Source organism: Pseudomonas sp. EA_65y_Pfl1_P113 (assembly GCF_963970525.1).
Classification (GTDB): Bacteria; Pseudomonadota; Gammaproteobacteria; order Pseudomonadales; family Pseudomonadaceae; genus Aquipseudomonas; species Aquipseudomonas tritici.
Window position 1 is genome coordinate 114,281 of the sequence record NZ_CAXAQM010000002.1, and the last position, 24,664, is coordinate 138,944.

The window sequence follows — 24,664 nt, forward strand, 5'->3', positions numbered from 1 at the left end:
TACAACTGGGTGGTGGGAGTTGTAGCCTGTTTGGCGCGAAGGGGCAAGGAGGCCGTTTAAATAGTGAGTTCAGGCTTTGGCTTTGCCGTCGAATCGCTGTCACCAAGTGGGCGCACATCTGCGCTCGCACGGCTCATTGATGAAACCGCCTCCCCAACGCATCCAACCTCACCGCAATCGGCGGTAACCGTTCACTGCTCCTCGCCAACATCTCCACATCATCCGCTGTGCTCTGCGCAATGGTTTGCACCGACTGCAACCGCCCGACGATCTCCAGGTTCGCCGAGGTTTGTTCGCGGGTGGTGGTCACGATCTGCCCATTCAGGTCGTCGATGTGTGCGATGTCATTGCCTACCGCGCGCAGCATATCGACCGCCACCTGGCTGTCTTCCACGCAACGTTCGACGCCTTGGCGGCTGTCGTGCATGGCTTCTACGGCTTGGCGACTGCCGTGTTGAAGGCCTTCGATGATGGTTTTGATTTCCTGGGTGGACACCGCCGTGCGCTGCGCCAGGCTGCGGACTTCGTCGGCGACCACGGCGAAGCCACGACCTTGCTCGCCGGCGCGGGCGGCTTCGATGGCGGCGTTGAGGGCGAGGAGGTTGGTTTGGTTGGCGATGCTACTGATGACTTCCAGTACGGTGCCGATGTGTTCGGCTTGTGTGGCCAGGCCTTGCACGGTCTCGTGCGTGCCGTTGATGCGTGAGGCCAATTGGGTGATTTCCTGCTGGGCGCGACTCACGCTTTCCTGGCCGCGCAGGACTTGTTGGCTGGCCTTGCCCGCGTGATCCACGGCGTGTTCGACGTGTACGGCGATGTGGCCCATGGCGACTTCCATGCGCTGCATCGAGCCGGTCATCTGGATGATTTCTGCCAACTGATGCCGCGCGCCTTTTTCCAGAGTGCCGCTGGCGTCTGCCAGTTCCTGGCCGAGTTGGCCGAGGCCGTGGGAGTCGCGGGCGACGCCGTCGATCAGGTGGGTGATCTGTTGCAGGAAGTGGTCGAAACGCTTGGCCAGGGAGACGTGCACTGTGCCTTTGTCAGCATTGTCGGCTTCAACGGTGAGCTGGGAGGTGACCGCGAGCATTTTCTCAAGCATTTCCTGGCTCTCGACTGCTTCGGCCTGGCTGTGCACGGCCAGGTAGAGCAGGGCAACGGTTTCCATCACCACGTAGAAGGCGTGAACGAACACCATGGTCCAGCTACCGTGGTGTTCCATCACGAACACCGGGAAACCTTGATGGTGCAGCGCATGGAACACCACGTGGTGCACGGCAATTGTTGCTGCTGCGATCAGGATCGGCAGCCAGTCGCGATAAAACGTCAGCACGGCCAGCAGCGCGAAGATCCCGAAGTGCGCTTCGATCATCCCCTGCGCCTGGTTGATGTGCAGTGCAGCCATCACCATCAGGCCCGCGCCTAATGCGCAGCGCATCACGCGGGTTCCGCCAAGGGCTCGATAAAGCGCAGTGAGCACCACGCCGGTGCCGCCGCCCACGATCACGGCCTGCATCAATGTGTCGTGCCAGAACGCCAGGCCCAGGGAGAACAAAAACATCAGCCAGATCAACGCCAGCATGATGCGGTCGGCTTTACGGTAGTGCTCGAAAAAACGCGCGCGGGTGTGCATTCACACTGACTCCATATGGGTTGGTTGGAACAAAACGGGGGCAGGGTGGAGCAAGTGGGGTGTTTTTGTTTTTTATTGGATTGAGTTTTGCCAAACGCATCTCGGCATCATCGAGAGGAACTTTAGAGACGGCTACCCAGTCGGGTAGCCGAAGATGCGTCGATGATTAGAAGCTGTACTTGGCCGTCAGCGTCATGTTACGCGGGTTGCCGTAGGCGTCACCGCCGTAGCTCACCGAGTTGGCAATGGTTGTGTAGTAGCGTCGGTCGAAGATGTTGTTGGCGTTGAGTTGCAGGTCAAGGTGATCGTTGACCTTGTAGCCGGCCATCAGGTCGGTGACGGCGTAAGCGCCTTGTTCGAGGCGGTAGTAGCTGCCATCAGCCAGCTTAAGGTCGTTGTACATGCGGCTCTGCCAAGAGATGTTGCCACCCACGCGGAGTTTTTCCAGTGGGCCCTGGAAGTTGTAGCGGGTGGTCAGCTTGAACAGATGCTCCGGCGTATCAGTGTCGAACTGCTTGTTGACCTTCTGCGGGTTCGCTTCGTCCTTGATGGTGTGTGTACGCGCGTAGGTGTAGCCACCGCCGACCTGCCAATTCTCGGTCAACGCGCCCTGCAGTTCGACGTCGATACCCTGGCTGCGAATCTCGCCGGAGGCTTCAGAGCAGGAGGCTTGTGGGCAGTTTGCCACGGTCACGCCCACTGCACGGTTTTCCTGGTCGACGCGAAACAGCGCCAGGCTCGCATTCAGCGCGCCACCCAGGTATTCGCCCTTGATCCCCACCTCATAGTTCTTGCCGACGATCGGCTTGAGTGGGTTGCCTGAAGTATCTTTGTCGCTCTGTGGCGTGAAGATGTCGCTGTAGCTGACGTAGACCGAGTGGTGATCGTCCAGGTCGTAGATCAGGCCTGCATAACGGGTGAGGTTGCGGGTCACCTTGTAGTCGCCGGTGTCGCTGCCATGGGCATCGTAGTCATACCAATCCAAACGTCCGCCGAGGATCAGCTTCAATGGGTCGGCCAGGCTCAGGCGTGTGGTGACGTAGAGACCGTCCTGGGTGGTGACGGTGCGGTCATTGGTCGTGTGCACAAAGTCCGGCTTGCCAGCCGTGAGTGGCCAGTTGGTGTTGTACGGACTGTAATTGTGGGTGGTCATGTCGTAGATGCGGCGGCTGGCGCCTACCACCAGTTCATGGGTGCGCCCAAATGCCTGAAACGGGCCGCTGGCAAAGGCGTCAACGCCGGCCTGGTTTTCGTCGTAGGCGGCCTGGTAGACCGTGCGGGCCAGCGTGTTGTTGACCCAGCGTGACTGGTAGGAGCCAGAAAACAACGCGTTCTGCTCGGCGTAGTTGGCGTTGACCTGAAGCTTCCAGTCGTTGGCCAGGCGCTGACGCAGCTCGGCGAACACTGTGTTGATCTCCTGGTCCTTGTTCTCCCAGTCGGTGCCGGGGTTGTACGAGCGCGGCAGGTCCAGGTGATGGCCATCCTGGCTGACCATCGAAGAGCCCCAGAAGTAATTGGTCTTGTCCTTCTGGTTTGAGAAACCGAGGGTAAGGGTGGTGTCTTCGCTCAAGTCGGCTTCGGTGACGGCATAGAACAGGCCGTGAGTGTCCTCGGCTTTATCGATGAAACTGTTGGCGTCGCGGTATGAGGTCACCACCCGCCCGCGCCAAGTGCCACTGTCATTGAGCGGGCTGGAAGCGTCGAGCTCGCCGCGGTAGTCATCCCAACTGCCGGCGGCGCCGGTCAGGGTGACTTTCTGCTCGTCCAGTGGGCGCTTGCGGACCAGGTTGATCGCGGCCGAAGGGTTGCCCGCGCCAGTTACCAAGCCGGTGGCACCGCGCACAACCTCGACACGATCAAACATCGCCAGGTTCGGCTGAGCGCCCACCGTTGAGCCGTTATAGCCGCTGGGGATGCCGTCATACATGAGGTTGTCGATGTCAAACCCGCGCGAGGTGTAGGACTGCCGCCCAGGCCCGCTGGAGTAGTTCAGGAACAACCCGGGAGTGGCATTGACCACGTCGTTGATGCTGGTCATCGCCTGGTCGTCCATACGTTGACGCGTGATAACGGTGACAGCCTGCGGGGTCTCACGCATGGTCAATGGCAGCTTGGTCGCCGTTTTCATCGCGCCGGTGGTGTAGGACTGCGTGCCTTCGGTGGTTTCGCCAAGCTGCTGCTCCCCGGAGATTTGCGTGGCGCCCAGCTCAAGCGTGGCTGCCGGCGCTTCGGCGTCTGCGGCAAAGGCCGCTTGGGTGCTCGCAAGACAGACAGCCAACGCCATCAAACTGGGTGAAAAACCTTTGCCGCCGTGTTGTTGCACAGACATGGAACTGACTCTCCCCGAACGCCGTCCCTGGCGAATAATAAAGATGTTGATAATTATTCGCATAAGTTTGGCAGATTGAGTCTGGGGGAAAAAGCCTTCACAGAGAATTAGTTAACGAATTTTTCACATGTAGTGTGTGGGGCGTTTAGCCGTCAATCTCCAAACGCACGGCAGGTAGGGGCCGCTCAGTCGCGCTTGGGAATGGCCACCCGGCTTGTCGCTTTCACCTCTCGCAACGCCAGGCTCGACTGGATCGACGCAATCCCCAACTGGCGCCTCAGCACGCTCTCGACAAACTCGCTGTAGCTGTCCAGATCTTCCGCCAGCACTTGCAACAGGTAATCCGCATCACCTGTGATCTTGTGGCACGACAACACCTGCGGCAGCTCTTTCACCACGGCCTCGAAGGCGTCAGGCGCATGGTCGGTGTGGATGGCAAAACGCACATGCACAAAGGCCATGATGTCCAGCCCGAGCATCTTGCGATCGAGGTTGGCCTGGTAGTCCTTGATCACGCCTTCTTCTTCCAGGCGTTTGCGTCGCCGCCAGCAGGGCGTGAGGCTCAGGGATAAACGCTCGCTGAGTTGAGCGTTGGAAATACTGGCGTCTTCCTGCAGCAGGGCGAGGATGGCGAGATCAGTGTCATCAAGAGCGACCTGTTTGGTTTTATTTTTCATAAGTGTGAGCCCGTGAGGTAAATATTCCCGATAAAGCTAACAGTGCCGTAAGTAAAAGCAAAGAAAGCCCGGCGTAGCCAGAACAAAATAGACCCTGTCTTTTACTGGCGGATGACCCTCATGCTGACTGTTTTTAGCGAAGCCCACCGTTTGCACCATGGCACCGAACTGAAGGACGGCGTGCTCAAACCCTCGTTCGAACAACCGAGCCGCGCCGACACCGTGCGTGACCGCGTCAGGCAGGTTGGGCTGGGCGATATCATCGTACCGCGGCGCTTTGACCGGGCCTGTTATGTCAACGCCCACAGCGAACGCTACGTGACCTTCCTCGAAACTGCCTGGGCCGAATGGACCGCCATCGGCCGCAGCCATGACGCGCTGCCCCTGGTGTGGCCGGTCCGGGATTTGGCCAACCAACAGGTGCCGGATTTCATCGACGGCAAGTTGGGTTTCTTCGCTATGGACGCCGGCTCGCCTATTACGCGCACCACGTGGGATGCGGTAAAAACCAGCGCCGATATCGCCTTGACCGGCCTGGCACTGTTGGATGAAGGCCATTACAGCGCCTTCGCCCTGTGCCGCCCTCCGGGCCATCACGCGGCGCGTGAATACATGGGCGGCTATTGCTACCTCAACAACGCCGCGATTGCCGCGCAGCAAGCCATCACGAAAGGCGCCAAGCGCGTGGCGGTGCTGGATGTGGATTTTCACCACGGCAACGGCACGCAGAATATTTTCTACGACCGTCCGGACGTGATGTTCATTTCCCTGCATGGCGACCCGGCGGTGTCCTATCCGTATTTCTCCGGTGCCGGCAGTGAGCGCGGCGCAGGTGCGGGGGAGGGCTTCAACCTCAATTATCCGTTGCCCAAAAACACCACCTGGGACCACTACCAAACCGCCCTTGTCGACGCCTGCCAACAACTGCGCCGTTTTGCACCCGACGTGCTAGTGATCTCCCTCGGTGTCGACACCTTCAAGGATGACCCCATCAGCCACTTCCTCCTCGACAGCCAGGACTTCCTCGGCATGGGCGAAATCATCGCCAGCGTTGGCGTGCCCACGCTGTTCGTGATGGAAGGCGGCTACATGGTCGATGAAATCGGCATCAATGCCGTCAACGTGCTGCACGGTTTCGAAAGCAAAACCCAATAACAACAACCGTCGACTTTTTTCTGCCAAAACTCAAAAACATAAAAAGAGGTTTTGTGATGAAAACAACCACGCCTGGGCTTTGTGAAAAGCCTGCGTTGCAACGTACCCTGAGCAACCGCCATATCCAGTTGATGGCCATGGGCGGTGCGATCGGCACCGGCCTGTTCATGGGCTCCGGCAAAATCATTGCGCTGTCCGGCACCTCGATCATCCTGATCTATATGATCATTGGGCTGTTCGTGTATTTCGTGATGCGCGCCATGGGCGAGCTGCTGCTGTCCAACCTCAACTTCAAGAGCTTCGCCGACTTTGCCGGGGCGTACTTGGGGCCGCGCGCGGCGTTCTTTCTCGGCTGGTCGTACTGGTTGAGCTGGAGCGTAGCGGTGGTGGGGGATGCGGTCGTGGTCGGCGGCTTTTTTCAGTACTGGTTTCCGGATGTGCCGGCGTGGATCCCAGCGGTGGGCATGTTGCTCACGCTGTTCGCGCTCAACGTGCTGACGGTCAAGCTGTTTGGCGAAGTGGAGTTCTGGTTCGCGATCATCAAAATCATCGCCGTGGTGACCTTGATTGGCGTGAGTGTGGTACTGATCGCCAGCTCGTTTGTCTCGCCGACCGGCGTCACAGCTTCGCTGACCCATTTGCTGGACAAACAGGCAGCGTTTCCCAATGGCCTGTTTGGCTTTTTTGCCGGCTTCCAGATGGCGATTTTTTCTTTCGCCGGCACCGAACTGATCGGCACGGCCGCCGCCGAAACCCGCTCGCCAGAGCGCACGTTGCCCAAGGCAATCAACTCGATCCCGCTGCGCATCATCCTGTTCTACGTGCTGGCCCTGGCATGCATCATCGCCGTGACTTCGTGGCAGCAAGTCTCGCCGAGCAAAAGCCCGTTTGTTGAGTTGTTCCTGGTCGCAGGCTTTCCGGCCGCTGCGGGCATTGTGAATTTCGTGGTACTCACTTCGGCAGCTTCATCTGCCAACAGTGGCGTTTTTTCCGCCAGCCGTATGTTGTTCGGGTTGGCCGACCTGGGTGATGCACCGGGCATTTTTGGGCGGTTGTCGAACAGCAGCGTGCCGTTTATCAGCCTGGCGTTTACCACCGTGCTGATGCTATTAGGGCTGGTATTGCTGTTTGTGGTGCCGGAGGTGATGACCGCTTTCACCATCGTGTCGACGGTGTCAGCGATCCTGGTGATTTTCACCTGGTCGACCATCCTCGCGTCCTACATCGCCTACCGTAAAAAACGCCCGGACCTGCACGCGAAATCCATCTACAAGATGCCTGGTGGTGTGCCGATGGCCTGGTTTTCCTTGGCGTTTCTCGCGTTTGTACTGGGCCTGTTGGCGTTGCGGCCGGATACACGCCTGGCGCTGTACGTGATGCCAGCCTGGTTTATCTGGCTGGGGATCGCTTACCAGTTTTCGCGATTCAAGGGTGCTAGTTGGATGAAGGGGACACACTCGGTCGCAGGTGATCCGCATCAATGATGGCCTTGGCAAACGCCTCGGGCGCCTCCTGCGGCAGGTTGTGACCCACGCCGTCATTGATCAGGCGGAACGCATACTTGCCGGTACAGCGCTTGGCGCAGTCGCCGGGCGCGGAGCGCCGTTGGCGTCACGGTCGAACATGGCGTAGCAGCCTGCAATCCCACCCTCACACCCATCAAGCACACTAGGACAGGTGAGGTTTTACGACAGCACGATCTCGTAAGGCTCGCGCATACGCTCCAGCAGCACCTGGGCCATCATGGGGGCCAGGCCGATTTCCGGATCGCCGGCCAGTTGGCTGGCGTAGGCGTGGGCGGCATGGAGTTTGCGCGCCACGCTCCAGCTGTCCAGACGCACTTTGCGCGCCCGTTGCCAGGGGATGATCGCCCCTTCTCGGGCGGGCCAGTGCCAGGCCCAGATCGGCAATTCATGCAACTGCGCGCCTACCAGGCTGCACGCCTTGGCGCTGGCACGGCCGACTGCGTCATGGTCGGCATTGCCGTCATTGCGCCAGGTGCTGAACACCACGTCGCCCGGTTGCAGGTAACGCGCGATGAACTGGCTCAGCTGTGCTTCCCGGGCGGCGAGGGCGGTATCGCAGAACCCGCCACGTATCCACTTCAGGCTGTGCAACGGCATACCCAGGCGGCGTAGGGCTTCGACACTTTCCTGCGGGCGCACCACGCTCAAGCGGCTCGCCGGCCATATGTTGGACCCCGGGTGGCTGGCACTGCCGTCGGTGAGGGAGATCAGTTGCAGCGGGTGTTCCAGGGTGCTGAGCAACTGCAGCAAGCCGCCACAGGCCAGCACTTCGTCGCCGGGATGCGGGGCGATGATGACCACGCGCGCGCCAGCGGGTACCAGTGAGGACGCGGTGATCGGGAGGATTTGCGCCAGCTGCGGGGCACTGTTCCAGATTTGCGCCGTGCCGCGACGGCCGTCGCTTAAAGAGGCAAGCTTCATGGGGGGTACATCCTTGTCGATTGATGCTGTGGGTCGTGCCCGTTGACGGGACGACTCTCTTCTATCCACCACAGGCTCCGCCGCAGTGGCTGCATGGCACTCCAACCGTGGAATACCAGCAAGGCGTCCTCAGCATAGACAAGGATTGGTCGCTTTTACATTCAGTAACGCCGTTTTTTAAGTGGCGTGCATCAAACTCTTCAAATAATCGCCAAACCCGCCTTGTGCGCGGGCGTCCAGGCGCGCACTGGTGATCACTTGCGGCGTATGGCTCCAGGCGATGGAGGCGCCGCACCGCTCAAGGTTGCGCACCAATTGGACATCTTCATGGCACGCCAGCGGTTCGAAACCGCCGGCGCGCACATAAGCGCCAGCGCTTACGCCCAGGTTGGCACCGTGGATGTGCCGATGACCGTCACGGGCCTCATAACCTTGCAGATAACGAATGTGTGCAGCGGGATCGTAATCTTCGCTCCAGGCGTCCACCGTGACAGTGCCGCACACCGCATCCACCCCCAGTGCCAGCTGCGCCACCAGCCAGTCCGGGGCAACCCGGCTGTCGGCGTCCGTGCAGGAGATCCAGCGCGCGCCCTGATTGAGCAGGTGGCGCGCGCCAATCCCGCGCACATGCCCCACATTGCGCGCCTGGGCTTCGAGGTAATGCACCGGGTAGGCCTGGGCAATGGCGGCACTGCCATCGCTGCAACTGTCGAGCACGACCAGGATAGTGACTGTTTCGCCCATCAATCCGGGGTGGCCAGCCGCGATCAGCGCCGCTTCAAGGCAGTCGCCCAGCAACGCCTCTTCGTTGTGTACCGGGATCAGAATACCGATCATCGCAAGCCCTCAAGGGTGGCGACCGAGGTGCCATCGCGGCTCCATAGATCAAGAAGAAAGTCGTGTTCGTGATGGCTTGCGATCCGCGGCATATCCAGGCGCTGCTGGAGCAGCGCGTGCACCTGCTCGGCAGTCTGCGGGCTACCTTCGATAGGCGGGCGCCAATGGCAAGCCAGCACTTGGCCGTCATCGGTAAGCGAAGCGCGGGCGCGATCAATCAACTCGCTCAGGTCGTTTGCGTCGAGGTAGTAGCACAGCTCGCTCAATACGATCAGATCGAAATGACCGGTGGGCCAATGGCCCGGCAAACGGCTTTGCTGCACCTGCGCATGCGGGAAACCCAACAGCCGGCTACTCGCCAACGCCACGGCGGCGGCGGCGGTGTCGCAACACAGCAGGCGGTCGCAACGTGGCGCCAGCTCGAAGCTCAGCTCGCCATTCGCGCAACCGGGCTCGAACACCGAGGCATAGCGCGGCCGCGTGAGTATCGCCAGGGTCAGTGCGCGTTTGCGTCGCTCGTACCAGCGCTCGCGAAAGGCCCAGGGATCGTCGTTCTCGGCGAACAATTGGTCGAAGTAAGGCGTGGCCACACTCATACGAACACCACTTCAAAGGGCTGCAACAAGCGCTCCACCACATAGGGCGCGAGCACTGGCGCGAGGCCGACCAGCGGGTCACCTTCCAGCTGGCTGGCGAAGGCATGGATGGCATGGCGCTTGCGGGCGACGGCTTCGCAGCTCAGCGCAATCTTGCGCGCGCGGTGCCAGGGCACCAGGCTGTTTTCGGGGGTTGCCCAGTGCCAGGTCCACACCGGTACCTCATACAGGGTTGCGCCCACGGCCTCGGATGCCTTGGCGCTGGCACGGCCAACGGCCTCATGGTCGCAATGGCCGTCTTCACGCCACGTGGTGAACACTACATCGTTGGGTTTGAGATAACGCTGGATAAACGCAGCGAGTTCATCCTCGCGCGCCGCGACCTTGCTGTCGCTAAAGCCCGCGCGCAGCCATTTCAAGCTGTGGGCAGGCAGGCCGAGACGATGCAGGGCCTGTGCTGACTCCTGGGGGCGCACCACGCTCAAGCGCTCGACCGGCCAGCGTTGCGAACCGGGATGACTGGCGCTGCCATCGGTGACTGAAATCAACTGTATTGGCAGGCCCAGCGCCGCCAACCCCTGCATCAGCCCGCCGCAACCCAGCACTTCGTCATCCGGATGCGGGGCAATGATCACTGCACGATGGCCTTCAGGCACCAACTGCTCGACGCTGATCTGTGGCAACTTGGCCATTTTCGGCGACGCCTGCCAGTGATGCAGCGGCGTACCCTGGCCCACAATCGGATTGGCTTTCATAGCTGCCACCTTCCTGTGGGGGCGCCCGCGGCCAGTTCGCCAAGACCGGCCAAGTCGCGCTCGGCATGGCTTTGGCGCACATACACCGGCAGGTCCGCCATCAACTGGGCGAAGTGCGGGTCCTTGCAATACGGACCCGCACCGACGGCGCGGCCAACGTGGCGAATCACTTGCTCAACGGTGTCTTCGATGCAGGCACGCGTCTGCTGGGCCAACGCCCTGGCGTCAGCCTGCGGTTCTCGGTCGAGGTGTTTGGCACTGGCGCGCAGCACGCAGGCGGCACTGTTCAATGCACTGTCGACGGCGCCGAGATGGGCGAGGGCATGCGGTTCGGGTCGCTTGCTGCAGTGTTCGAGCAAGACTTGCGCCAGGCGTTGCGCCGCGCCGTACCAGCAGGCTGCGATGCCGATGCCGCCTTGCCAGAAACCGGGGCGGGTGAGGTAATCACCGGGGCTGCCCACGGCAAGCCCCCACGCCCCATCAAACACGACTTCCACACTGCCGGTGGCCGCCATGCCCACGGCATTCCAGCCCTGGTCAGTCACGGTGATGCCGGGTTGGTCCATGTCCACCGCCACCAACTGCTGGCGATCTTCTTCGTCCCAGGCCGTCAACAACCCATGACTGACCACCGCCGCGCCAGAGCACCAGGCTTTACGCCCTTGCACCAGCAGGCGATGGCCCTCTTTGCGCACATGCAGCTTGGCCGTGGGGGGTTCGGCTGCCCACATACCCCACGTACTGCCCAAGGGCGGCAAGGGGCTGTTGAGCTCGGCGATGATTGCCAGGGCATCGGTATGGCCTTCAAACAGCTTGCACAGGCGCAGGTCATGACCTGCCACCTGCGCCAAGCGGCTGAACCGTTCCAACGTCTGGCCGCTGCCCGGCAACGGCAGTTGGTCCAGGCCTTCCTCCTGAAGCGCCTTCAGGGCCGCGCCCAGGGCTTGCGTGTCCGCATAGCCCCGGTAGCCTTGAAGGAGTCCATGCAACGCCATCTCACACCTCGTCTTCGTGCTGCAGCTCAAACAGTAGCAACGAGCGGCCGGTCACCGCGTATTCATGTTCAAAGTCGAAACGTTCCTGACCACGCACCGCGGGCTCGTTGGTGTCGAGCATGCAGGACCAGAACTCACCCTCTGGCACAGGCGGCAGGCGGAAATTGACCATGTCGTGGTGGGCGTTGACCACCAGCAGCAAGGTCGCATCGGCGCCGGCACGGCGAATCCCGGTTTCCTGGGCGCGGCCATCCATCAACATCCCCAGGCAACGGCCGTGGCTGTCTTGCCACTGTTCGGTGGTCATCTCGGTGCCATCTGGCGATAGCCAGGTCACGTCCTTCACGCCGATATCTTCGTTGTAATCGCCCACCAGGAAGCGTCCACGACGCAGGATCGGGTAGGTCAGGCGCAGCTTGATCAGGCGCTTCACAAATTTGAGCAGCGCCTTGCCGTCGTCGTCCAAATCCCAGTTGACCCAGCCGATCTCGCTGTCTTGGCAGTAGGCATTATTGTTGCCGTGTTGGGTGCGGGCAAATTCGTCACCGGCCACGAGCATCGGCGTGCCTTGGGACAACAGCAGCGTTGCGAAGAAGTTACGCATCTGGCGCAGGCGCAGTGCGTTGATCTCCGGATCTTCGGTCGGGCCTTCTACGCCGTGGTTCCACGAAAGGTTATTGTTGCTACCGTCCTGATTGTTCTCGTCGTTGGCTTCGTTGTGTTTGTCGTTGTAGGACACCAGGTCGTGCAAGGTGAAACCATCGTGCGCGGTGATGAAGTTCACCGAGCTGTAAGGGCGGCGGCCACGATGATTGAACATCTCACCCGAGGCGGTCATGCGCGCAGCGAAATCCGCCAACTGGCCGTCATCACCTTTCCAGAACGCGCGCACGGTGTCGCGGAAGCGGTCATTCCATTCCACCCAGCCCGGCGGGAAATTGCCCACTTGGTAGCCACCAGGGCCGCAGTCCCAAGGCTCGGCGATCATTTTCAGCTGGCGCAGCACCGGGTCCTGGCGGCAGGCCACGAGAAAGCTATGGCGCTCGTCGAAACCGTCGCGATAGCGCCCGAGGATGGTCGCCAGGTCGAAGCGGAAACCGTCGACGTGCATTTCCGTCGCCCAATAACGTAGCGAGTCAGTGACCATCTGCAGCACGCAAGGGTGGCTCAGGTCCAAGGTGTTACCGGTGCCGGAATCGTTGATGTAGAAACGTTTGTCATCCGGCATCAGGCGGTAGTAAGAGGCGTTGTCGATACCACGCATGGACAGGGTCGGGCCGCGTTCGTTGCCTTCGGCGGTGTGGTTGTAGACCACATCGAGGATCACCTCGAGCTTCTGTTCATGCAGGTGCGCGACCATCTCCTTGAACTCGGCGATCTTGCCGCTGGCCAGGTAGCGCGGGTCCGGGGCGAAAAACGCGATGCTGTTGTAGCCCCAGTAATTGGTCATGCCTTTTTCCAGCAGATGCTGGTCGTTGACGAATGCGTGTACCGGCAGCAATTCGACGGAGGAAATACCCAGCTGGCGGATGTGCTTGAGTACATCATCTTCCATGAGACCGGCGCAGGTGCCGCGCACGGATTCGCCCACGGAAGGGTGGCGCATGCTGATGCCGCGCAAATGGGTTTCATAAATGATCGTACGGTCCCACGGCACACGCACCGGCTGGTCGTTGCCCCAGGTGTGCGCCGGGTCGATGACCTTGCATTTGGGCACGAAGGGCGCGCTGTCGCGTTCGTCGAAGCTAAGGTCGTCGTCGGGGTGGCCGATGGTATAGCCGAACAGCGCCTCCGACCATTTGAGTTCGCCCACCAACTGTTTGGCATAGGGGTCGATCAGTAATTTGTTGTGGTTGAAGCGGTGGCCGTTGGCCGGGTCGTATGCACCGTAGACACGGTAGCCGTAAATCAGCCCAGGGTGGGCGTCGGGCAGGTAACCGTGGAAGATTTCGTCGGTGTATTCCGGCAGTTCAATACGCTCCAGCTCAACCTCACCGGTGTCATCGAACAGGCACAGCTCAACCTTGGTGGCATTTGCTGAGAACAGTGCAAAGTTGACGCCCAGACCATCCCAGGTCGCGCCAAGCGGGAAGGGCAAACCTTCACGAATCCGCGACGGTTCGCTGTCCGGCGTCGGTGAGGTTTTATCGGGTTTGCTCATTGTGTTGCTCCTGCAGGGTCTTTTTTCAGGCCGAACGCGGCCGTGCTGACGAGATTTCAGCTGACAATTTGGAATAAGAAATCACCGCTTGCCGACGGCGTCGGCAAGCGGTGTGAGGTCAAGACTTGGGCTTCTTCGGCGCCGGCGGCTTTTTAGCGGCCGCTGGTGCTGGCTTGCTGGCCGCAGGTGCCGAAGGCTTGGCCTTTGGCGACGGTTTAGGCGCGCTTGCCTTGGGTTTAGCCGCCGCCTTTGGCTTGCTTGGCGTCAAGGCCTCGGCTTCCGCCAGCTTGCGCGCCATTTCCCAGTGCCGCGCATCTTCACCGTGGGGTTTGCCTTCGGACTCCCAGATCTGATGCGCCAGCTCGCGTATGCGTTTGTCTTCAGTACTCATCACAATGCTCCTCGCAGAAAATTTTCAGCTTTCTTGATCATCAGGATTGATAAAGACATTGACCGGGAAATCCCCCAGGGCAGTGCTAACCAACAGCTCCTTGTCTGGTGTGACTGCGCCTGTCTGAAAAAGTCCCTTCCAGTTTTGGGTTGTCGCGGCGAACGGTAATTTCACCCGCGTATCGCCCCAAACCTGCGCATTGATCTGGGGATGCACACCGTTTTCAAGCAAGCGATGCGGCCAGCGTGGCACCACCACCAGAAGGCGTTTTCCCTGGTGTTCACGACAGAACGCGACCACCCGTTCAGCGTGCTTGCCCACCACGTCCAGCGGTGTGTAGGTGGCGCTGCTGAACAGCTCGGGATGGGCCTTGCGCACGGCCAGCACCTGAGCAATCAGCGCCTGTTTGATACGCCCGTCGCGCCAGTTGAACAGCAGTTCGCCAATGTCCGGTGGTGTATCCAACGCGTGTTGCCGTGCATTGAAATCCACTGGGCGGCGGTTGTCCGGGTCTACCAGGCTGAAGTCCCAGAACTCATCGCCCTGGTACAGGTCCGGCACACCCGGCACAGTGATGCGAAGCAAGGATTGCGCCAGGGCATTCAAGGCGCCGGCCGGGGCAATCGCCTGGGCGGCGTTACCGATAGCGGTGCGCAATGGGTGGCCTTCATCGCTGAGCAACAGCCGCGACAGGAATGCCTCGACGCCTTGTTCATAGGCCTCGTTGGGCGCGCTCCAACTGCTCTGCAACTTGGCTTCGCGCAGGGCTTTTTGTTGCCACTGCCACAGGCGCTGCTGGTAACCCTCGAAGTCGCGGGCAAGGTCCAGCGGCCAACTGCCCAGCAATGCCTGATAGAGGATCAATTCATCGCCGGCTGACGGCGTGTTTGCATCGGTACGCAACGGGGCGGCGAGGCTGCGCCAGTGCTCAACTTGCTCGACGTACCACGGCGCGCATTCGCTGAGCACCGCCAGGCGCGCGCGCGTGTCTTCGCCGCGCTTGTGGTCGTGGGTGGCGGTGGCCAGCAGGTTGTCGGGGAAGCGCTGCAAGCGTTGCCCGTTTACCGCATGGAAGTCGGCCAACGGCGCGCTGAACTGCTCGGTGCTGAAGCCCACGTCATTGCGCGATAGCAATACCGCCGAACGATAGAACGCAGTGTCTTCCACCGCCTTGGCGGCCGCGGGCGAGGTCAGTTGCTGGAAGCGCACGCAGGCATGTTTGAGGATCTTGCGTTCACGGCCTACCGGGCGATTGCGCCACGGCTGGCCACCCAGCCATTTCTCCAAGTGCTCGAGTACCGGCCAGTCGCCTTCGCCCAAGGTCGTGCGAGCGCCCTCCATGGCTTGCTGGAACACCTTGTCGTCGGCGGCGCTGCGCCCACGGGCACTGATGTAGGTGCGGTACACCGGGAAGTGCACGATCAGTTCCTGCAAGGCGCGGCGGATCGCGCCCAGGGTCAGGTCGCGGGTCATCACGTCGTCGCGCGCCACTTGCAGCAGCGCGCGGGCCACGCTTTCAAAGTCGCCGCCGAGTGAACCATTGAGGATTTGCTGGCGTGCCAGTCGGGCTTCCTCGATGAAGGCCGACGGCCGTTCGCTGTGGCGAGTCCACAAGTCGGCCAGCGGCTCAAAGCCGTCCGGGTGATGTTGCAGCAGAGAGAGCTGGTTCATGAATTCGTAGCCGGTGGTGCCGTCCACTTGCCAGTCTTCGCGCAGGGTTTCGCCTTCTCCGAGGATTTTTTCCACAAAGATCGGCAGATGCCGCTCTGGCGACAGCGAATCGACGCGGCGGCGCAGCTTGCGGCAGTAACCACGCGGGTCGGCCAGGCCGTCGATATGGTCGATGCGCAGGCCATCTACCAGGCCTTCGCTGATCAGGTCAAAGATTTTACCGTGGGTGGCTTCGAACACCGCCGTGCGTTCTACGCGCAGGCCGCCGAGTTCGTTGACATCGAAGAAGCGCCGCCAGTTGATATCGTCCGCTGCGGTGCGCCAACTGGCCAGGCGGTAGCCCTGTTGTTCGAGCAACTGATGCAGGCGGTTGAAGCCCTCGGGTTGGCGCCCGTCGAACTCGGCCAGTCGTTGTTCAATGGCTGGCAACACCTCGGTGGCACGCTCGGCCAAGGCCTGCTTCAGCCACTGAGCCTCATGGTAGGCGTCATCCTGATAGGCCAGGGCGGTGAAGCGCTCCGCCAGGGGCTTGAGCAGTTCACCGGTGCCCAGGATCGATGCGTATTCCTTTGGGCAGATCGGGAAGCGGTGTTCGTAATGCTCGACGTAGAACGCGCCGTGGGCGGCGTCGAACCGCAAGGTCAGCGCGCCGGTCTGCAGGGCTTCGCCATAATCGCTGCCTAGGAATGGCATCAGCAGTTGGCCCTTGAGCAACGGGTCGGGCGAATGCCACTGAATATCGAAGAACTCGCTGTAGGGGCTCAGGCGACCCCACTCCAGCAGGTCCAACCACCAAGGGTTATCCGCGCCGCCCACCGCCATGTGGTTGGAGACGATATCGAGGATAAGCCCCATATTGTGCTCACGCAGCGCCGCGACCAGGCGGCGCAAGGCCGCTTCGCCGCCCAGTTCCGGGTTGACGCTGGTGGGGTCGACGACGTCGTAGCCATGCATGGACCCGGCGCGGGCGCTTAGCAGTGGCGAGGCATACAGATGACTGATGCCCAATTGGGCGAAGTACGGCACCAAGGGCACCGCATCATCGAGGGTAAAACCTTTATGGAATTGCAGGCGCTGGGTGGCGCGCAGGGGCAGTGCTTTCATCGGTCACGCTCATAGGCTTGGTTGCGCGCGACGGCCAATAGTTCGAGGCGGCGGGCGGCTCCGGCATTGTCGAGCAGGCTGGAGGCTTCACCCGGCAGGCGGCGGCGCCAGTTGGGGTGGGTGTCGGTGGTGCCGGGCAGGTTGGGCTGTTCTTCGACGCCCAGGGCGTCCTCCAACGGCAGCAGGACCAGCGGCGCGCGGGTGTGGCCGAGGTAGCGCACGCTGGCGTCGATCATATGGTCGGTTTCATTGCGAATTTCGTCGACGAAATTCTGCGGGTCCTGGCTCAAGGCCTGGCGCAGAGCCTGGCGTTCGCGCAGGCGGTGCTCGCTCCATTGCTCCACAGTCGGCGCATCGATCAGGCCGAGTTGGATGTTCCAGTCGATATCACGGCTGTGCCACCAGCCGTTGAGCGTAGGCAAATCGTGGGTGCTGGTGGTGGCCAGCGCGTTGTCGGGCCAGTCGAGGATCGGCCTGAACTGGCCTTCGTGGTTTTGCTCGAACAGCAACACGCGCATGCCCAGGATCGAGCGGGCGATGAGTTTTTCGCGCAGGCCATCCGGCACCGTGCCGAGGTCTTCACCGAGCACAATCGCCTGGTGGCGCTGGGATTCCAACGCCAGCAAGCGCAGCAGGTCGTCCACCGGGTAATACAGGTAGGCGCCGTCCGTGGGCGAGGCGTCCATGGGGATTACCCACAGGCGTTGCAGGCCCATCACATGGTCAATACGCAAGCCGCCAGCATGGGCGAAGTTGGCACGCAGCATTTCGATGAAGGCGCGAAAACCATGGCGCTTGAGGCCTTCAGGCGAGAACGCGGATATGCCCCAGCCCTGGCCGGCACGGTTGAGGATGTCGGGCGGCGCGCCGACGGTCAGGTTGGCGAGCAACTCATCCTGGCGGCTCCAGGCCTGACTGCCGCCGCCGTCGGCGCCCACGGCCAGGTCGGCGATCAAACCGACGCCCATGCCGCTGCCTCGGGCGGCCTGCTGCGCGCGCTCAAGGCAACGGGCGATCAGCCATTGGCTGAAAGCGAAGTAGCCGATTTCATCGCGGTTTTCTTCGGCGAACTGCGCCAGAGCCGGGCTCTGGGGCGTGCGCCAATCCTGCGGCCAGTGGCGCCAGTCGAGCTCTTCACCCTTCGCGGCACGAGCAGCTTGCACGGCTTCGAAGCGGCAGTGGTTTTCCAGCGCCTCGCCACCGGCCTGGCGGAAGCTCAGGAAATCGGCGTGTTGTGGGTGGTGGCCGTGGCGGAAGTCTTCATACAGCGCACGCAATAGTCGCTGCTTGGTCTTGGCGGCCGAGGGCCAGTCGATCAGGGTGTGCTGCTCCAGATCGTGCAATTGATCCGTCAGGCCGATGGCCTCGATGGCGTTGCGCACTTCGCGTTCACCCAGGATGCAGCCAGGCGAAGCGTACAAACCGTTGAGGAACAAGCGACTCGATGGCGAGTAGGGGCTGTAGCGCCCGGTGTCGGCGCTGAACATCGCGTGCATCGGGCTGATCGCCAGGGCGTCGGCGCCGCGTTCGGCGGCCGATCGGGCCAGTTGCTCCAGCGCCAGGGTGTCGCCAAAGCCGCCATCACCCAGGCGCCGCAAGGAATACAATTGCGCGCTCACGCCCCAGGCGCGGGCGGGTTGTGTGTCGACGGCTTCGGCCACGCTGTAGCAATGGGTGGGTGCGACGGCCAGGGTGAACGTTTGGCCGGCGATCTGCACGTGGTGGTAGCCGAGTGCAATGATGCCCGGCAGCACTGCGTCGGCATCAAGCCGCAGTTCCAGGGTTTCGCCGTCTTCAAGGCTGACCCGGCACAGGGTGTCTGGTTCAAAGTAGCGCGCCAGGTCCAGCCCTTCGCCGCTGTCGATGGTCAGCAACGGTGGCAGGTGTTTGTTCTGTTGCACCTGTTCCAGTTCGTACAGGCTGGCGTCGATCTCGGCATCGCTATCGGCCGGGTGGCCCAGGCCTTTGAGAACGGCGCGCAGGGCGTCGGCTTTCACACGTTGCGGGCGACCGTTTGCGTCGATCCAATCGACGGCCAGGCCCGCTCGGCTGGCGAGGATTTCCAGGTTCGCTTCGCTCAAGGGTGCTCTCCAGCAGGGGATAAGGTGACGCGTGCGCTATACGGCGGCAGGTGAGCGCTCGCCTCGGCATGCGTTTCAAAAAGGACGGGGGCTGTCGCCGGATGATCCAGGGCCGTGGCGCTCAGGTTGAGGTCAATCTGCAGCACGCTGCCGTTACCCAGGCGCCAACGGGCAGTGACCGCGCCCTCGGCCAACACCTCGGCGCCCAGTGTCACGCTGCCCGGCAAGTGCGGCACGATGTGGCGGTGGCGCAGGCCCAGCAGTTGGCGGTAGAGCTGGGCGTGGGGGTTGCCGGTAAACAACGGTGCCGATTGTTGAAAGGTGGACGCGTTGTTGGGGTCGGGAATGCGTTCACGTCGTTCCGGATCCTTGAACGCCGCGAAGTCAGCGAACTCATTGCGCCGACCTTCACGTACCGCTTCGGCCAACTCGCCGTGGTGGTCGGTGAAGAACAGGAATGGCGCGCTGGCATTCACCTCGTCACCCATGAACATCAGCGGAATCATCGGCGACAGCAACAGCAGGGCGGTCGCGGCCTCCAACGCCTGGGGCGAGCAGAGTTGGTGCAGGCGTTCGCCCAGAGCGCGGTTGCCGATCTGGTCGTGGTTCTGCAAGAACGCCACAAATGCGCTCGGTGGCAGATGCCCGCTGGGTTCACCGCGCGCATGGCCATGCCGAGTGGTGTGGCCCTGATAGATAAAACCTTCGCTCAGGCAACGGGCCAATTTGGCCGTAGGTTCGTGGGCAAAGTCGCTGTAATAAGCGTCCGTCTCGCCCGTCAGCAGGACGTGCATGACGTTGTGGAAGTCATCGTTCCATTGCGCGTCGAAATCGTGCTCGTACTCCAGGAGGCCGGCCTGGTTCAGCTCGTTCTCCAGGGTCAGCCAGACGTGCCGACCCGTGTCCACTTCCTCGCGAACCCGGTGCGCCAACTCCTTGAGAAACTCCGGATTGTCGATGGCATGCACCGCGTCCAGGCGCAGCCCATCGAAGCGGTATTCGAGCAGCCACATCAAGGCGTTATCCAGGAAGAAGTCGCGCACTTCACGTCGATCGAAGTCGATACCCGCGCCCCATGGGGTGTGCACGTCTTCCTGGAAGAAACCCTTGGCGTACTGCCCCAGGTAGTTGCCGTCTGGCCCGAAGTGGTTGTAGACCACGTCAAGGATTACCGCCAGGCCATGCCCGTGGGCGCTGTCGATCAGGTGCTTGAGCTGTTCGGGGGTGCCGTAGGAAGATTGGGGCGCGTAGGGCAGGACCCCGTCGTAGCCCCAATTGCGTTCGCCGGGAAATTGCGCCAAAGGCATCAATTCAATCGCCGTGACACCCAGCTCAGCCAGGCGTGGCAGGTGTTTCTCGACTTCTGCGTAACCGCCCAGCGCACCGACATGCAGTTCGTAGATCACTGCTTCGTGCCACGGGCGGCCTTGCCAATCGCTGTGCCGCCACTGATAGGCGAGCGGGTCGACTACCAGGCTCCAACCATGTACGTCCTCGGCTTGAGCCCTGGACGCCGGGTCGGGTACATCCATTTCTCCATCGATGTTGTAGCGGTAGCGCGTGCCCGCAGGGCACTTGATTTCTGTTTCGAACCAGCCATCTGCCTGAGGCAGCATGGCGACGGACTTGCCATCTTCCAATTCAACGCTGACATAAAACGCGTCTGGCGCCCACAAGGCAAAACGCGTGTGTTGCGCGTCCAGCATGATTGCGCCGTGGGGCCAGGTTTCCAGAGTCCGTAACGGCATCTATAGAGACCTTCCTTCGATTATTTAGCGGATTTCCCCAGTGCCTTAGCCACCAGTTGTTCGTAGAGCTCGGCGTAGGGTTCCACCGCCTGGCTCCAGTTGAATGGCTGCGTCATTGCCCGGCTGCGCATGGCGTTGAGCAGGCCTGGGAAGGCAAACACCTTGAACGCGCGGTTCAAGGCTTCTTTGTAGCTGTCGACGGTGGATTCATTGAACAGGAACCCGGTCACGCCATTTTCGATGGTGTCGGCCAAGCCACCGGTGTTACGGGCGACGGGCAGCGAACCGAAGCGCTGGGCATACATTTGGCTGAGACCGCAGGGCTCGTAGCGCGACGGCATCAACAGGAAATCGCTGCCGGCGAACATGCGTCGGGCATCCGTCTCGTTGAAACCGATGCGCACGCCGATTTGGCCAGGGAAGCGCAGCGCCAGTTCACGCATGGCATTCTCTTCTTCCGGCTCGCCGCGACCGATGATCGCGATCTGCCCACCTTGCTCGACGATAAAGCTGGCAACGGCCTCGGTGAGGTCGAGGCCTTTCTGGAACACCAGGCGCGACACGACGGCGAACAGCGGGCCGGTCGATTCATTCAAACCGAACAGGTTGCGCACTTGAGCGGCGTTGATTGCCTTGCCTTCCCAGTCGCCGATATTGAAGTTGTGCGTCAGGTGCGGATCAGTGGAGGTTTCCCAACTGTCTTCGATCCCGTTGGGAATGCCGCTGAGCAGACCTTGCTGGGTCTTGCTGGCCAAAAAGCCATCAAGGCCGCAGCCGAATTCCGGGGTGGTGATTTCCCGGGCGTAGGTCGCGCTCACAGTGGTGATATGGCTGGAATACGCCATGCCGGCCTTGAGGAACGACATCTTGCCGTAGAACTCCATGCCTTCCTGTTGCAAGGCGTGGGGGGGAATACCCAACTCTGGCGTGGAGGCCAAGCTGATCACGCCCTGGTAGGCCAGGTTGTGGATGGTGAACAGCGTCGGGGTGCGTGACCCACGCCAGTGCATATAGGCCGGCGCCAGGCCAGCGGGCCAGTCGTGGGCGTGCACCAGGTCCGGGCACCAGTGAATCTGCGCCAGGTTGGCGGCCATGTCAGCGGCGGCCAGGCCCAGGCGGGCGAAGCGAATATGGTTGTCCGGCCAGTCACGGCCGTTGTTGGCGCCGTAGGGCGTGCCTTCCCGTTCGTAAAGCTCGGGGCAGATCAATACATAGACGACCAGACCGTCCTTGAGGTCCATGCGCCCGATCTTGCACGGCGGCAACGCGGCGTGCCCACCCAGCTCACCAATGATGTGGATCGGGTTATCGCTTTCCATCACCTGCGGGTAACCGGGGATCAGCACCCGGACATCGTGCAGATGGGCCATGGCGCGGGGCAGCGCCGCAGACACATCACCCAGGCCGCCGGTTTTGACAAGGTCGGCAAATTCGGACGTGACGAACAGCACCTTTTTACGATTTGGATTGTGGCTTGGGACGGGCCGCGCCGTGTTGAGGTCGACTAAAGAGGTCGACCCGCCAACTGGCTGACTAACACGCTCTCCCTGAATACTTGCAGCGGCACTGTTCATAGTTATCTCCAAGTGTTGGTCGGCTAATGGCACGCTGCCACTAGCTTCGATGACCGCATCCTGCGGCCAAGCGCATAAGTGCATGACAAAACTGGCAAAGCGTATGCCAGTTGCACGGTTAGCTTAAAAAGATTGGATAGACGGCATCTGGTATGAACCGCTTTTGCGCGCCTTACCCTCAACCTGACCTACGGCTGAGTTGGAAAGTTTCGATTATTTTCGCGGGGTTTTTGTTTTGAAACGGACCCATCGGTCATCAGTCTAGGACAGATCCTAGCGTCTGTAGGGTTTATACGAGAATTTTGTAGGACAAAATACTTGTAACGATATGCTTTGCGCGAAGGGAGGGGGTTGTAGTGAGCGGGCTTGTCCTGCGCTGGAGTGCGCAGCGCTCCTAATCTAGTTTGCGCGGTGCTGCAGTGAAACCCCAGTGTGACGGTTTTGGGGCCGCTTCGCGCCCCAGCGCGGGGCAAGACCGCTCACTGCAAGAGGGTTGCCCTTGAATGGTGCGTTAGCCCAGCACGCGAATGGGCAGACCGTTTGTCCAAGCGTGGATATCTTCGATCATCTGAGAATAGAACTGCCGGTAATTCTGCTGGCTTACATACCCCACGTGTGGCGTGGCCAGCACATTTGCCAAACGGCGGAACGGGTGCTCCACCGGCAACGGTTCCTCGGCGTATACATCCAGCGCCGCCCCCGCCAGGCGCCCGGTTTCCAGTGCATGCACCAGCGCTTGCTCATCCACAATCGGCCCACGTGCGGTATTGACCAAGTGGGCAGTGGGCTTCATCCAACCCAGCGCCTCGGCATCCACTAAACCACGACTGCGGTCGCTGAGTACCAGGTGCACCGTGAGGACGTCGGCCTGCTCAAACAGCTCTCTCTTGCTGACCCACGTAACGCCGGACTGTGCAGCACGCTCAGGCGTAAGGTTTTCGCTCCAGGCAATCACGCGCATGCCGAACACCTGGGCGAACTGCGCGACCTTCTGGCCAATGCTACCGAGCCCGAGAATGCCCAGGGTCTTGCCATACAGGTCGCCGCCGAGGCCAACCTGCCAGTGGCCAGCACGCAACGAATTGGCTTCGGCCACCACGTTACGGGTGGAGGCCATGATCAACGCCCAGGTCAGTTCCGGCGCCGCGTGTTTATAGCTGTCGGTGCCGCATACCGTGATGCCCAGGGCCTTGGCAGCACGAATGTCGATCGCCGCGTTGCGCATGCCGCCGGTCACCAGCAATTTGAGCGCAGGCAGGCCTTGCAGCAGGGCTTTGTCGAAGGTCGAGCGTTCGCGCATTACGCAAATCACCTCAAAGCCCTTCAAACGCTCGATCATGGTGGCAGTATCTGCCGGGTAATCGTGCAGAAAGTGCACATTGCCCACGGCCTGCAGGACCGACCAATCCACCACGCCACTGGCCACATTCTGCCAATCATCAATGACTGCGATCTGTACCGACATTCACGAGCACCTCGAAAAAGGTAGGATTAAAGCGCGTTCAGACCCTGCAACAGGGCGTTGTGAAACTGGGCCGGTTCCTCCATCTGCGGTGCATGCCCCAAGCCTGGGAATTCCACCAGGGTTGCATGGGGGATCAACTTGGCGACTTGCTTGCCCAGCACCGCATAGTTGCCGAGCTTGGCCTTGACCGCTGGCGGTGCGACGTCTTTGCCAAGGGCGGTGTTGTCGGACGTGCCCATCAGCAGCAGCGTGGGCATTTGCAGGTTCTTGAACTCGTAGTACACCGGCTGGGTAAAGATCATGTCGTAAATCAACGCCGAATTCCACGCGACCAGCGTATGCCCCGGGCCGTTGCTCAGGCCGGCGTACATGTCCACCCAGCGCTCGTACTCCGGCTTCCAGCGCCCGACGTAATAGGTGGTGAGTTGGTAGTTGCGAATGCCTTCGGCGCTGACTTTCAGCTCGCGCTCATACCATTGGTCGACGGTGAGGGAAGGCACGCCCAAGGCCTTCCAATCTTCCAGGCCAATCGGATTGACTAGCCCAAGTTGTTCGGTCTGCGCGGGGTACATCAGTGCATAGCGCGTGGCAAGCATGCCGCCGGTGGAGTGACCGATGAGGGTGGCTTTTTGAATCCCGAGCTTTTCCAGCAACTGGTGGGTGTTGGTTGCCAGCTGCTGGAAGCTGTATTGATAGTGATCGGGCTTGCTGGCGCTACAGAAGCCGATCTGGTCCGGCGCGATCACCCGGTAACCGGCGTCGCTCAGGGCTTTGATCGAGCCTTCCCATGTGGCGCCGCAGAAATTCTTGCCGTGCATCAGCACCACGCTGCGGCCGTTGGCCTGCCCTTTGGCGGGCACGTCCATATAGCCCATTTGCAAGGCCTTGCCCTGGGATTCAAATTCGAAATGCTGAAGCGGGTAGGGGTATTCGAAGCCTTGCAGCTCGGGGCCGTAGGTAGCGGCGAACGCCGGGGCGGTACTGGCCGCGAGCAGGCCGGCGATGCAAAAAGTACGGGGCAGAGGCATTGGCGGGGCTCCGAAAAAAG

General features: G+C 61.3%; 18 protein-coding genes. 2 read left to right on the forward strand and 16 right to left on the reverse strand.

Translation table 11 applies throughout. The features are described from left to right. Positions 1-133 precede the first annotated feature (133 nt). The 3 genes from AACY52_RS02565 to AACY52_RS02575 all read right to left on the reverse strand — a co-directional run bounded on the left by AACY52_RS02565 (position 134) and on the right by AACY52_RS02575 (position 4,636). Entirely contained in the window at positions 134-1,630 is a 1,497-nt protein-coding gene (locus tag AACY52_RS02565; RefSeq protein ID WP_339439124.1) for a methyl-accepting chemotaxis protein, read from the reverse strand. A 166-nt stretch (positions 1,631-1,796) separates the two neighbouring features. Further along, on the reverse strand, positions 1,797-3,959 hold the full coding sequence (locus tag AACY52_RS02570; protein WP_339530237.1) for a TonB-dependent siderophore receptor: 2,163 nt from the start codon (positions 3,957-3,959) through the stop codon (positions 1,797-1,799). 185 nt (positions 3,960-4,144) lie between these two features. After that, on the reverse strand, positions 4,145-4,636 hold the full coding sequence (locus AACY52_RS02575) for an Lrp/AsnC family transcriptional regulator (protein WP_049713114.1): 492 nt from the start codon (positions 4,634-4,636) through the stop codon (positions 4,145-4,147). A gap of 120 nt (positions 4,637-4,756) precedes the next feature. Between AACY52_RS02575 and AACY52_RS02580 the strand changes: the two genes are divergently transcribed. After that, on the forward strand, positions 4,757-5,791 hold the full coding sequence (locus AACY52_RS02580) for a histone deacetylase family protein (protein WP_339416042.1): 1,035 nt from the start codon (positions 4,757-4,759) through the stop codon (positions 5,789-5,791). 56 nt (positions 5,792-5,847) lie between these two features. Continuing rightward, entirely contained in the window at positions 5,848-7,275 is a 1,428-nt protein-coding gene (locus AACY52_RS02585) for an amino acid permease (protein WP_339416045.1), read from the forward strand. Between the two features lie 201 nt (positions 7,276-7,476). Here the strand turns inward: AACY52_RS02585 and AACY52_RS02590 are convergent, their stop codons facing one another. The 13 genes from AACY52_RS02590 to AACY52_RS02650 form a co-directional block, all read right to left on the reverse strand. Next, the gene (locus AACY52_RS02590; protein WP_339416047.1) at positions 7,477-8,238 is read right to left on the reverse strand and encodes a PIG-L deacetylase family protein; all 762 of its coding nucleotides are present in this window, start codon (positions 8,236-8,238) and stop codon (positions 7,477-7,479) included. Positions 8,239-8,415: 177 nt separating this feature from the next. Next, positions 8,416-9,075, reverse strand: coding sequence for a glycosyltransferase (locus tag AACY52_RS02595; protein WP_339416048.1), 660 nt, complete (start codon positions 9,073-9,075; stop codon positions 8,416-8,418). Continuing rightward, the gene (locus tag AACY52_RS02600) at positions 9,072-9,671 is read right to left on the reverse strand and encodes an SAM-dependent methyltransferase (protein ID WP_339416049.1); all 600 of its coding nucleotides are present in this window, start codon (positions 9,669-9,671) and stop codon (positions 9,072-9,074) included. The genes AACY52_RS02595 and AACY52_RS02600 overlap by 4 nt, the downstream gene beginning before the upstream one ends. Next, complete coding sequence (locus tag AACY52_RS02605; protein WP_339560223.1) at positions 9,668-10,426, reverse strand: PIG-L family deacetylase; 759 nt, start codon at positions 10,424-10,426, stop codon at positions 9,668-9,670. Before AACY52_RS02605 ends, AACY52_RS02600 begins: the two co-directional genes overlap by 4 nt. Continuing rightward, positions 10,423-11,421, reverse strand: coding sequence for an acyl-CoA dehydrogenase family protein (locus AACY52_RS02610; RefSeq protein ID WP_339416051.1), 999 nt, complete (start codon positions 11,419-11,421; stop codon positions 10,423-10,425). Before AACY52_RS02610 ends, AACY52_RS02605 begins: the two co-directional genes overlap by 4 nt. Before the next feature lies 1 nt (position 11,422). After that, positions 11,423-13,582: a glycogen debranching protein GlgX gene (glgX, locus tag AACY52_RS02615; RefSeq protein ID WP_339560224.1), complete on the reverse strand. Its 2,160-nt coding sequence runs from the start codon at positions 13,580-13,582 to the stop codon at positions 11,423-11,425. 118 nt (positions 13,583-13,700) lie between these two features. Next, positions 13,701-13,973, reverse strand: coding sequence for a DUF2934 domain-containing protein (locus tag AACY52_RS02620; RefSeq protein WP_339416055.1), 273 nt, complete (start codon positions 13,971-13,973; stop codon positions 13,701-13,703). A 24-nt stretch (positions 13,974-13,997) separates the two neighbouring features. Continuing rightward, the gene (locus AACY52_RS02625; protein WP_339560225.1) at positions 13,998-16,748 is read right to left on the reverse strand and encodes a malto-oligosyltrehalose synthase; all 2,751 of its coding nucleotides are present in this window, start codon (positions 16,746-16,748) and stop codon (positions 13,998-14,000) included. Further along, entirely contained in the window at positions 16,745-18,829 is a 2,085-nt protein-coding gene (gene malQ / locus AACY52_RS02630; protein ID WP_339560226.1) for a 4-alpha-glucanotransferase, read from the reverse strand. The genes AACY52_RS02625 and malQ overlap by 4 nt, the downstream gene beginning before the upstream one ends. After that, on the reverse strand, positions 18,826-20,577 hold the full coding sequence (gene treZ / locus AACY52_RS02635) for a malto-oligosyltrehalose trehalohydrolase (protein ID WP_339560227.1): 1,752 nt from the start codon (positions 20,575-20,577) through the stop codon (positions 18,826-18,828). Before treZ ends, malQ begins: the two co-directional genes overlap by 4 nt. Before the next feature lie 20 nt (positions 20,578-20,597). Further along, complete coding sequence (gene glgA / locus AACY52_RS02640) at positions 20,598-22,151, reverse strand: glycogen synthase GlgA (RefSeq protein ID WP_339416060.1); 1,554 nt, start codon at positions 22,149-22,151, stop codon at positions 20,598-20,600. A gap of 511 nt (positions 22,152-22,662) precedes the next feature. Then, the gene (locus AACY52_RS02645; RefSeq protein ID WP_339427548.1) at positions 22,663-23,616 is read right to left on the reverse strand and encodes a D-2-hydroxyacid dehydrogenase family protein; all 954 of its coding nucleotides are present in this window, start codon (positions 23,614-23,616) and stop codon (positions 22,663-22,665) included. A 26-nt stretch (positions 23,617-23,642) separates the two neighbouring features. Then, positions 23,643-24,644 carry an alpha/beta hydrolase gene (locus AACY52_RS02650; RefSeq protein ID WP_339416062.1) on the reverse strand — a complete coding sequence of 334 codons (1,002 nt, stop codon included), beginning with the start codon at positions 24,642-24,644 and terminating at the stop codon, positions 23,643-23,645. Positions 24,645-24,664: the final 20 nt, after the last annotated feature.